At 37.4% G+C, this 11031-nt stretch carries 14 protein-coding genes; all 14 read right to left on the bottom strand.

The genetic code is table 11. The annotated features are described in order from the left end of the window. Positions 1-95 precede the first annotated feature (95 nt). Positions 96-965, bottom strand: a complete 870-nt coding sequence (gene dprA, locus ACXKY9_RS18565; RefSeq protein ID WP_000818039.1) for a DNA-processing protein DprA — start codon at positions 963-965, stop codon at positions 96-98. Positions 966-1052: 87 nt separating this feature from the next. After that, a complete protein-coding gene (sucD, locus tag ACXKY9_RS18570) occupies positions 1053-1955 on the bottom strand; it encodes a succinate--CoA ligase subunit alpha (RefSeq protein ID WP_000115178.1) in 903 nt (300 codons plus the stop codon). A 19-nt stretch (positions 1956-1974) separates the two neighbouring features. Further along, positions 1975-3135, bottom strand: a complete 1161-nt coding sequence (gene sucC / locus ACXKY9_RS18575) for an ADP-forming succinate--CoA ligase subunit beta (RefSeq protein ID WP_001020791.1) — start codon at positions 3133-3135, stop codon at positions 1975-1977. A 194-nt stretch (positions 3136-3329) separates the two neighbouring features. Further along, positions 3330-4103 carry a ribonuclease HII gene (gene rnhB / locus ACXKY9_RS18580; protein WP_001193513.1) on the bottom strand — a complete coding sequence of 258 codons (774 nt, stop codon included), beginning with the start codon at positions 4101-4103 and terminating at the stop codon, positions 3330-3332. Positions 4104-4159: 56 nt separating this feature from the next. Then, the gene (gene ylqF / locus ACXKY9_RS18585; RefSeq protein ID WP_000236702.1) at positions 4160-5050 is read right to left on the bottom strand and encodes a ribosome biogenesis GTPase YlqF; all 891 of its coding nucleotides are present in this window, start codon (positions 5048-5050) and stop codon (positions 4160-4162) included. A 20-nt stretch (positions 5051-5070) separates the two neighbouring features. Next, complete coding sequence (lepB, locus tag ACXKY9_RS18590) at positions 5071-5622, bottom strand: signal peptidase I (RefSeq protein ID WP_000711851.1); 552 nt, start codon at positions 5620-5622, stop codon at positions 5071-5073. A 101-nt stretch (positions 5623-5723) separates the two neighbouring features. After that, on the bottom strand, positions 5724-6068 hold the full coding sequence (gene rplS / locus ACXKY9_RS18595) for a 50S ribosomal protein L19 (RefSeq protein ID WP_001186516.1): 345 nt from the start codon (positions 6066-6068) through the stop codon (positions 5724-5726). A gap of 146 nt (positions 6069-6214) precedes the next feature. Beyond that, positions 6215-6949 carry a tRNA (guanosine(37)-N1)-methyltransferase TrmD gene (gene trmD, locus ACXKY9_RS18600; protein WP_000686903.1) on the bottom strand — a complete coding sequence of 245 codons (735 nt, stop codon included), beginning with the start codon at positions 6947-6949 and terminating at the stop codon, positions 6215-6217. Beyond that, complete coding sequence (gene rimM / locus ACXKY9_RS18605) at positions 6949-7464, bottom strand: ribosome maturation factor RimM (protein ID WP_000170278.1); 516 nt, start codon at positions 7462-7464, stop codon at positions 6949-6951. Before rimM ends, trmD begins: the two co-directional genes overlap by 1 nt. A 120-nt stretch (positions 7465-7584) precedes the next feature. Beyond that, on the bottom strand, positions 7585-7812 hold the full coding sequence (locus ACXKY9_RS18610; RefSeq protein WP_000737401.1) for a KH domain-containing protein: 228 nt from the start codon (positions 7810-7812) through the stop codon (positions 7585-7587). A 14-nt stretch (positions 7813-7826) separates the two neighbouring features. Next, the gene (gene rpsP, locus ACXKY9_RS18615) at positions 7827-8099 is read right to left on the bottom strand and encodes a 30S ribosomal protein S16 (RefSeq protein ID WP_000268750.1); all 273 of its coding nucleotides are present in this window, start codon (positions 8097-8099) and stop codon (positions 7827-7829) included. A gap of 101 nt (positions 8100-8200) precedes the next feature. After that, positions 8201-9550: a signal recognition particle protein gene (gene ffh / locus ACXKY9_RS18620; RefSeq protein WP_000863460.1), complete on the bottom strand. Its 1350-nt coding sequence runs from the start codon at positions 9548-9550 to the stop codon at positions 8201-8203. Positions 9551-9562: 12 nt separating this feature from the next. Continuing rightward, positions 9563-9895 carry a putative DNA-binding protein gene (locus ACXKY9_RS18625; protein ID WP_000891062.1) on the bottom strand — a complete coding sequence of 111 codons (333 nt, stop codon included), beginning with the start codon at positions 9893-9895 and terminating at the stop codon, positions 9563-9565. Between the two features lie 133 nt (positions 9896-10028). Beyond that, positions 10029-11018 (bottom strand): signal recognition particle-docking protein FtsY, encoded by a 990-nt coding sequence (gene ftsY / locus ACXKY9_RS18630; protein WP_000007655.1) that lies wholly within the window; start codon positions 11016-11018, stop codon positions 10029-10031. Between the last annotated feature and the right edge of the window lie 13 nt (positions 11019-11031).

The following is an 11031-nucleotide window of genomic DNA, read 5'->3' on the forward strand; positions in this document are numbered from 1 at the left end:
TTTCTCTTGTTTTTGTCAATCAAGAATGAATATACCATACAGTGCCAATCTACCATTTGTCAATAATTGTTTAATAAAAACATAAAAATATAAGGTTAATTTAAAATCTCTTCCAAGATATCTTCTGCATTTCTTACTAGTTTTGCTCCTTGCTGAATAAGATGATTCGTTCCCGATGCCCCCTCTATAAATATAGGTCCAGGAAGCGCAAATACCTCTCTACTTTGCTCTAACGCAAGGTCCGCAGTAATAAGTGTTCCACTTCTCGATTTCGCTTCTACAACTAAAACACCTTTACTTATACCACTAATAATCCGGTTTCTTTTTGGAAAATACCATTTTTTCGGTGCATAGTGCGGCGGATACTCTGTCAATAACAATATATATTCCTTCCACATTTCATATAAAGGTCTATTTTCTTTCGGATACATAAAAGACAATCCATGCCCTAATATCGCAATAGTCGGGCAATGATGTCTTACTGTAATCTCATGAGACATTGTATCTATCCCTTTTGCAAACCCACTGACAATAAGCCACTCTCTTTCTAATAAAGGGTGTAAAATAAACTTCAAACTCTCATGACCATATAATGATGGTTCTCTCGTTCCAACAACTGCTAATTTATTTACTTTATTCAGGAAATCTTTCTCTCCTTTTCCATATAAAACGAAGGGAGGGTCTTGTATTTCACGTAATAATTGCGGATAATTTTCATCCCATATCGTTATATAAAAAATACGATTTTTCTCTAAATAAGATATATATTGCGGAAGATTTGAACTTTGAAGAAATTTTACTAGTTCTGAAGATTTTTTCGAGGATATTCCAGTGTAGTGTTCCATTTGTTTTTCGTTAAAATTATATATGTTCTCTAATTCTGGATCGACATATAGTAGCCTCTCCATCGCTTTCCAATAATCTGCTAGCAAGTAATGAAGATGTAATAATCTCTCTCTTTTCATCTTGATTCTCCTTACCCATAATTTTTATTATGTAAACAGAAAAAGTCTAAAAAGACACCCTCAAGTAAGAAGGTGTCTTTCAACAGATTAATAGTTTTTACAAGTCTCAAATAAACCTTTTTCTTTTAAAACAGAGATTAGCGTTTCTCCCATAACTGCTGGAGTTTCAGCTACTTTAATGCCACAAGCTTCCATTGTTTTAATCTTTTCAGCAGCAGTTCCTTTACCGCCAGAAATGATTGCACCAGCATGGCCCATACGTTTGCCAGCAGGCGCTGTTTGACCACCAATGAAGCCTACAACAGGTTTTGTCATATTAGCTTTTACCCATTCAGCTGCCTCTTCTTCTGCTGTACCGCCGATTTCACCAATCATAATTACAGCATGTGTTTCTTCATCTTCATTAAATGCTTTTAAAGCATCAATAAAGTCTGTACCGTTAACAGGGTCTCCGCCGATACCTACAGCAGTAGATTGGCCAATACCTTCTTGTGTTAACTGATGTACAGCTTCATACGTTAATGTACCAGAGCGAGATACGATACCAACATGACCTTTTTTATGAATATATCCTGGCATAATACCAATCTTACATTCATCCGGTGTGATTACACCTGGGCAGTTTGGTCCAAGTAAACGTGTATGTTTACCCGCCATATATCTCTTTACGTTTACCATATCTAATACAGGAATCCCTTCAGTAATACATACTACTAAATCAATTTCTGCATCAACAGCTTCCATAATTGCATCTGCCGCAAAAGCGGGTGGAACGTATACAACTGAAGCGTTTGCGCCTGTTGCTTTCACTGCATCTTCTACTGTATCAAATACTGGTACACCTTCAATATCAGTGCCGCCCTTACCTGGTGTTACACCACCGACAATTTTCGTACCGTATTCAATCATTTGTTTTGTATGGAATAAACCTTGAGAACCTGTAATACCTTGAACAATAACTTTTGTATCTTTATTAACTAATACGCTCATTTTTCTCCCCCGCTTTCTATTAGCCCACTAGTGAAACAATTTTTTGTGCACCGTCTGCCATAGATTCTGCTGCAACAATATTTAAGCCAGACTCATTTAAAATTTTCTTACCTAGTTCTACGTTTGTACCTTCAAGACGTACAACTAAAGGTAACTCAAGACCTACTTGTTTCGTTGCTTCAATAACACCTTCTGCAATAACATCACACTTCATAATGCCACCAAAAATGTTAACAAAGATACCTTTTACATTTTTGTCAGAAAGGATAATTTTGAATGCTTCTGTAACTTTTTCTGCAGTTGCACCGCCACCAACATCTAAGAAGTTAGCTGGGTCACCGTGGTAATGTTTAATGATATCCATTGTAGCCATCGCTAAACCTGCACCATTAACCATACAACCGATATTTCCATCTAAAGGAATGTAGTTTAAGTCGTATTTTGAAGCTTCAATTTCTTTTGAATCCTCTTCATCAAGATCACGAAGCTCTAAAATGTCTTTATGGCGATATAATGCATTAGAATCAAAGTTTAATTTTGCATCTAATGCCATAACTTTACCTTCACCTGTTGTAACAAGTGGGTTAATCTCAGCAATAGAGCAATCTTTTTCGATAAACGCACGGTATAAGCCCATCATAAACTTCACAGCTTGTCCTACAAGCTCTTTTGGAATATTGATGTTAAATGCGATTCGGCGCGCTTGGAAACCTTGTAAGCCTACTGCTGGATCAATATATTCTTTAAAGATTTTTTCAGGTGTTTTTTCTGCTACTTCTTCAATTTCTGTTCCGCCTTCTTCAGACGCCATTAAAACAACTTGAGAAGTTGCACGATCTAAAACTAGACCTACATAATATTCTTTTTTAATATCGCAACCTTCTTCGATAAGTAAGCGTTTTACTTCCTTACCTTCAGGACCTGTTTGATGTGTCACAAGTGTAGTTCCTAAAATGCTTTCTGCATATGTACGAACTTCATCTAAATTTTTTGCAACTTTTACTCCGCCAGCTTTGCCGCGTCCACCAGCGTGAATTTGTGCTTTCACTACACATACATCTGTTCCTAATTCTTTCGCCGCTTCTACAGCTTCTTCTACTGTAAATGCAACCTTCCCGTTCGGAACGCTAACCCCATAGCTTCTAAGGACTGCCTTACCTTGGTACTCATGGATATTCATGGTCCCATCCTCCCCTGTTTTCCTGTTTTACTCGAAAAGTTTTTTAATGTTTAAAAAACATTACATTGCCATTGTATAAGATGATTGGCACGCTGTCTACAATAAAGTGTCAGAAAACTGAAATCGCTTTATTCTTTTTCGGAAATAGTAATGTTTATATGCCAAAATAAAAAAATAAGCTGTATATTTACAACTTATTTTTGAATCATATCTTTAATTGGCGCGAATGACTTTCGGTGTTCATCTAATACTCCATGCACTTGAATTGCCTCTAAATGTTGCTTTGTGCCATATCCCATATGTTGCTCAAATCCATATTGAGGATACTTCTCTCCCAGTTCTTTCATCATACGATCTCTCGTTACTTTTGCGATAATGGATGCGGCTGAAATCGAAACACTTTTCGCATCACCTTTAATAATTGATGTTTGCGGAATTGGTGTAGGAAGTTTCATCGCATCAATTAATAAATGTTGGGGTGTACAAGATAAATTCGCAACTGCATCTAACATCGCTTGTTTCGTTGCTTGGTAAATATTAATGTCATCAATAACTTGCGGCGATACAATTCCTACTCCAATTGCAATTGCTTGTACTTTTATTTCATCATAAAAACGCTCACGTTTCGCTTCACTCAATTTTTTCGAATCATTTAACCCTGGAATATAAAAATCCTCAGGAAGAACGACAGCTGCCGTCACAACAGGCCCAGCCAATGGCCCACGCCCTACTTCATCAATACCCGCGATATATGTGACCCCTTTTTCACGCAAAGCATTTTCATACTTGGACATCTCAAAAAACTTCTCTTTTTCTTTCTGTTCTAACTCTTTTTGTTTATACCACTTCAAAACGAGCTTTTGAACACCTTTTCGATCATCTTTCATTAACAGTTGAAAGCGATCATCTTCTTCATTCATAATTTCTTTCAATACATTTTCTGCTTCTTTTATCGTTATAGTTTGCATTTATACAAGCTCCTTTTTAAACATATCCAAAAAGAAAAGACGCACAAACGCACGTCTTATACTTCTTCTATTTTTTCCACATCTTCTACTTGCTCTGCAAACTCTTCCGGTGTTTCAAACGTCATTTTTCCAAGTTTGCCACCACGAAGCTCCCGAAGCACAAGCTCAGATGTCTTATCATAATCAATCATTCCGCCGCCCATTAAGCAGCCTCTATTTTTTCCAATTGCATCGAATAATTCCACAATATCTTCTGGAATCTCATTTAAATTATAGCGTTCTTTCAAGCGTTCTGGATAATGTTTCTCCATAAAACGTAATGCGTAAACAGCTACATCTTGTAAATTTAAAATTGAATCTTTAATTGCACCCGTTGTCGCTAAGCGAAGACCCACTAATTGATCTTCAAATTTAGGCCACAGAATACCTGGTGTATCTAACAATTCCATTTCCTTCCCAACTTTAATCCATTGTTGAGCTGTTGTCACACCTGGACGATCTCCTGTTTTAGCAATATTTTTCTTTGCCAATTTATTAATCAATGTAGATTTACCAACATTTGGTATACCTACAATTAATGCACGAATCGCTCTCGGTCTAATACCTTTTGCAACCATTTTATCAAATTTTTCTTTAACAAGCACTTTACAAGCTGCTGCAATTTCCTTCATACCTTGTCCAGCTTGCGCGTTAATTGAAATTGCCATATGGCCTTTTTCTTTAAAATATGCGATCCATTGTTTTGTTAAACGATCATCTGCCATATCCGCTTTATTTAAAACAACAAGCCTTGGCTTATGTGTAATGATTTCATCAATCATTGGGTTTCGAGATGATAATGGTAATCGAGCATCTACAAGTTCAATTACAACATCAATTAATTTTAATTTCTCCGTTACTTGGCGTCTAGCCTTCGCCATATGCCCTGGAAACCATTGAATTACCATGTTGCCACCTTCTTTTTCATTTATTTCACAATACGTGCGTCTTCTAACGGCCAATATAACATATTAGCTTTACCAATTACTTGATCCATTGAAATCGTACCGATTGAACGGCTATCTTTACTAAAACGACGATTATCACCTAAAACAAATAATTGATCTTTTGGAACGGTTTTCTTGCCTGTCATTTCTTCAAGATTAAAATCATATGTAAGCGGTCCGTCAGCAATTTGCTTTTTCTGCTTGTCTAAATACGGCTCCTCATAAGCCTTTCCGTTAATATACAGTTTATCATTACGATACTCTATTTCATCGCCTGGCAGGCCTATAATGCGCTTAATGTAATCTTTATCTTCTGTTGCTCGAAATACGATAATATCAAAGCGTTTTGGATCTCCAATGTGATAACCAATTTTATTCACAATCATTCGATCACGATCATGTAAAGTAGGTGCCATCGATACCCCGTCTACGAGAATTGGCGCAAAGAAAAACTGTCTAATAACACCAGCTAATACAACAGCAATCAAAATTGCTTTAATCCATTCCCAAAGTGAACTCTTCTCTTTTTTCATGCATTTCCCCTCCACGGTTATGTAAACTGCTCGTATTATACCAAAATTTCATATAGATTGGAAAAAGGGAGCTTGTGCATTTACAAGCTCCCATACATGTCTTATCGAATTTCTTTAATACGTGCTTTTTTACCGCGAAGGTTACGTAAGTAGTATAACTTAGCACGACGTACTTTACCACGGCGAAGTACTTCGATTTTCGCGATTCTTGGCGTGTGAACTGGGAATGTACGCTCAACACCTACACCGTAAGAAATCTTACGAACTGTGAATGTTTCACTGATTCCGCCACCACGACGTTTAATTACAACACCTTCGAAAAGCTGAATTCTTTCACGAGTTCCCTCAACAACTTTTACGTGTACACGTAAAGTGTCACCAGGACGGAATGAAGGAAGGTCAGTTTTTAATTGGCCTTTTGTAATTTCTGCGATTAATTGTTGCATATTAAATTCTCTCCTTTAAACAGATGCTCTTATAAAGTCTTAATAAATTACAGCGGAACATCGTTAATACGGCTACTGATTTCAGTAGCACAAATGTTATAATAGCATATTACTAGGCCTGTTGCAATAGCAAATATATGAAGTTATTACTGCTCTCGCTTTATTTCCTCAAGCCATTTTTTCTCTTGTTTAGATAGCTCTCTCTCATCTAATAAATCAGGTCTACGCGTATACGTTCGGCGCAAAGATTCCTTATGTCGCCATTCATCAATGTTTTTATGATTCCCTGACATTAATACATCCGGTACCTTCATACCACGAAAATCAGCTGGACGTGTATAATGAGGATGCTCTAATAAACCTGTACTAAACGAATCCTCTACTTGTGAAGCATGATTTCCTAGCACACCTGGCAAGAGACGTACCACACTATCAGTAATAACCATAGAGGCTAATTCTCCGCCCGTTAATACATAGTCACCAATAGAAATCTCATCCGTTACGAGATGCTCACGAATTCGTTCGTCATATCCTTCATAATGCCCACATACGAAGATTAAATGTTCTTCCCCTGCAAGCTCTTCCGCTTTCTTCTGCGTAAATCTTTCGCCCTGCGGACACATTAAGACAACTCTCGGCTTACGCTCTGTCTCTTTCGTCAAATCCTCTACAGCATCAAAAATAGGCTGAGGAGTAAGCACCATACCAGCTCCTCCGCCGTAAGGATAATCGTCTACGCTATTATGCTTACTTGTTGTATAATCACGAAAGTTAACAACACGAAGGTTTACCGCTTCTTTTTCTTGCGCCTTCTTTAATATAGAAGATCCAAATACACCGGTAAACATGTCTGGGAACAACGTTAAAATATCAATTTTCATTATAGCAGCCCTTCCATTACATGAATGGTTACTAATTTATTTTCAATATTAACTTGAAGTACAACATCATCGATATAAGGAATTAAGAGATCTTGACCCTTCGGGCGTTTAATTACCCAAACATCATTTGCACCAGGAGATAGAATCTCTTTGATTGTCCCTAGCGCTTCTCCTTCTTCCGTTACAACACTGCAACCAATAATTTCATGATAGTAGTATTCACCTTCAGCAAGTTCGCCTAACTGCTCTTCTGGTACTTTTATTAAAGAACCTTTAAACTTCTCTACTTCATCTACATTGTTATATCCTTCAAATGTTAATAAATCGAATGTCTTATGTTGGCGATGAGAAGTTACCTTCACCGGAAGATAGTCTGTGCCTTTCTCATTCGATATGTATAGCGTGTTTCCTACTTTATATCGCTCTTCTGGAAAATCAGTACGAGAAATAACACGGATTTCTCCTCTTACGCCATGAGTATTTACAATTTTCCCTACGTTAAACCATTTTGTCATAAATAGTATGTCACCCCTGGTTTCTATATAAATTAAGCATCTCCATTTCGCAGATGGAACATGCAATCTCTATTTAAATGTTAAAAAAGGGAGAGGAATAACTCCTCGCCCTTTTTACGTTTATTGAATTTCCAGTGTTACTTTTTCATCATTATGATGTCCCACTGAATACAAGAGCATTCGAATCGCTTTCGCAACTCTCCCTTGCTTTCCAATGACTTTTCCAACATCCTCAGGATGTACAGTTAATCGATACTTTATCTCTCCGTTGCAAAGTTCCTGTGTAACTTTTACATCTTCAGGATAATCGACAAGAGGCTTGACAATCGTCTCGACTAACTTCTTCATAGTCATTGCCTCAATTACTTACCTTGTTTAGATAAGTGGAATTTCTCCATGATACCTTGGTTAGAGAATAAGTTACGAACTGTATCAGATGGTTTAGCACCATTTCCTAACCATTTTAATGCTGCTTCTTCGTTGATCTTAACTTCAGCTGGTTGAGCAACTGGATTGTAAGTTCCGATTTCCTCAATGAAACGTCCGTCACGAGGAGAACGAGAATCTGCAACAACTACACGATAGAAAGGAGTTTTTTTAGCTCCCATACGTTTTAAACGAATTTTAACTGCCATTTATAAAGCACCTCCGAATTTATTTCACACAGATAATTATATTAGCAAAAAGACTATTGCTTTGTAAAGTATTTTTTCTTAACAGAGCCATCTTTTTTTCCTTACATGAATGGAAACTTCAATCCACCTAGTCCTTTTTTCTTACCTTTTTGCATTCCCGTCATCGTCTTCATCATTTTTTTCATGTCATCGAATTGCTTAATTAGACGATTGATTTCTTGTACAGTTGTACCGCTACCTTTGGCAATGCGCTTTTTGCGACTAGCATTGATTATTTCCGGTTGTTCTCGTTCTAATTTAGTCATAGAACGAATAATTGCCTCAATATGCCCAATTTGTTTTTCATCAACTTGCGCATTTTTCAGCCCTTTAATTTTATTTGCACCAGGAAGCATTCCTAACAATTCATCAAGCGGCCCAAGTTGGCGCACTTGTCCAAGTTGTTCTAGGAAATCGTCAAGCGTAAACGAAAGCGTACGCATTTTTTGCTCAAGTTCTTTTGCTTTCTCTTCATCAACTGTAGCTTGCGCTTTTTCAATTAACGTTAAGACATCGCCCATCCCTAAAATACGGGATGCCATACGCTCTGGATGGAACGCTTCAATTGCATCTAGTTTTTCACCCATACCAGCAAATTTAATCGGCGTGTTTGTTACAGCCTTAATAGATAATGCAGCACCACCGCGCGTATCACCATCTAATTTCGTTAATACAACACCTGTTAAACCTAACTGTTCATGGAAACTTTGTGCAACATTTACCGCGTCTTGCCCCGTCATCGCATCGACAACAAGGAAAATTTCATCCGGTTTCGCAACTTCTTTCACTTTCGCTAATTCATCCATTAATTCTTCATCAATATGCAGGCGACCCGCTGTATCGATTAAAACATAATCGTGATGATCTTCTTTTGCTTTTGCAATCGCTTGTTTCGCAATTTCAACAGGACTTACTTGATCTCCTAAAGAAAATACAGGCATGTCCAATTGCTTCCCTAATGTTTCAAGCTGTTTAATCGCTGCTGGACGGTAAATATCCGCTGCAACAAGCATCGGTTTACGATTATGCTTTTTACGAAGCAAATTCGCAAGCTTACCTGTCGTCGTTGTTTTACCCGCACCTTGCAGACCAACCATCATAATAACAGTCGGTGGCTTATTAGCAACAGCAATTTTGCTTTGCTCTCCGCCCATAAGTTCTGTAAGTTCTTCCTGTACAACTTTAATTACTTGTTGTCCAGGTGTCAAACTTTTCATTACATCTTGTCCGACAGCACGTTCAGACACACGCTTCACAAAATCTTTTACTACTTTAAAGTTAACATCCGCTTCTAAAAGAGCTAGACGAACTTCTCTCATCATTTCTTTCACATCGGCTTCAGAAACTTTTCCTTTGCCGCGGATTTTTTGCATTGTCTGTTGAAGTCGGTCGGCTAATCCTTCAAATGCCATATTGCCGCCCTCCTAATCTAATTTTTCGATAGCTTCAACAACTTGTTTCATTTCTTCATTCACATGCTCTTCTTCGCTGATTAGCTGTTTTAGCTTTGCAACAAGTCGCTGTCGCTCTTGAAACTTTTGAAGTAATACTAATTTTTCTTCATATTCTTCAAGCATCGCTTCAGTCCGTTTAATGTTATCATACACGGCTTGGCGACTTACATCAAATTCTTCCGCAATTTCACCAAGAGATAAATCATCTAGATAATAAAGCGACATATAACTTCTTTGTTTTTGCGTTAACAACGATTGATAAAAATCAAATAAATAGTTCATTCTCGTTGTTTTTTCGAGCATGTTGGATCATCCTTTGTTAAGTGATTTCCCTTTACATGAATTAGTTTACATGTAGTCCAAAAGAGTGTCAAGTTTTTTTCTTAACATCATATATTTTTTATAGAAAAAGAAGCGGAAATACCGCTTCTTTCGCTTATACTTCTTCTGTTTCTACTAAGTTCGCAAATAAACCATACACATATTGTTCTGGATCAAACTGCTGCAAGTCATCCATTTGCTCTCCTAATCCAACAAACTTCACCGGTACATCCATTTCGTTACGAATCGCTAATACAATACCACCTTTAGCAGTTCCATCTAACTTCGTTAAAACAATACCAGTTACATTCGTTGCTTCACGGAATGTTTTCGCTTGGCTTAAACCGTTTTGTCCTGTTGTTGCATCAATAACAAGCAATACTTCATGAGGAGCACCTGGTACTTCACGCTCAATTACACGCTTCACCTTCTCTAACTCTTTCATTAAGTTCACTTTATTTTGCAAGCGTCCTGCTGTGTCACATAGTAATACATCTACCTTACGTGCTTTCGCTGCTTGTACAGCGTCATACATAACCGCCGCTGGATCAGATCCAGATCCTTGTTTAATCACTTCTACACCAACGCGATCGCCCCATACTTCTAATTGTTCAATCGCTCCAGCACGGAATGTGTCTCCTGCCGCCAATAGGACTGACTTACCTTCTGATTTAAACTTATGCGCCAGTTTACCAATTGTCGTCGTTTTTCCTACACCATTAACACCAACAAATAAAACGACCGTTAATTGGTCCTCTTGCATATTAATTTCGTTACTAAAATCGCTGTCACCTTTGTAAATTCCTACTAGTTTTTCTGAAATAACAGCTTGTACTTCTTTTGGATCTTGAATGTTACGACGTTGTACTTCTTCTTTCAATTGGTCAATTAATTCCATTACCGTCGCAACGCCAACGTCTGCACCGATTAAAATTTCTTCTAACTCTTCGAAGAAATCTTCGTCCACTTTACGGTAACGATACACTAAATCATTCACTTTATCCGCAAATGAATTTCTCGTTTTTTCTAATCCTTGTTTAAATTTCTCTGTAACTGTATCCGTTTGTTTTGAAATTTTTTCTTTTAGTTTTTTAAAAAAACTCATACTTTCCCATCCT

Source organism: Bacillus sp. 2175, assembly GCF_057812155.1.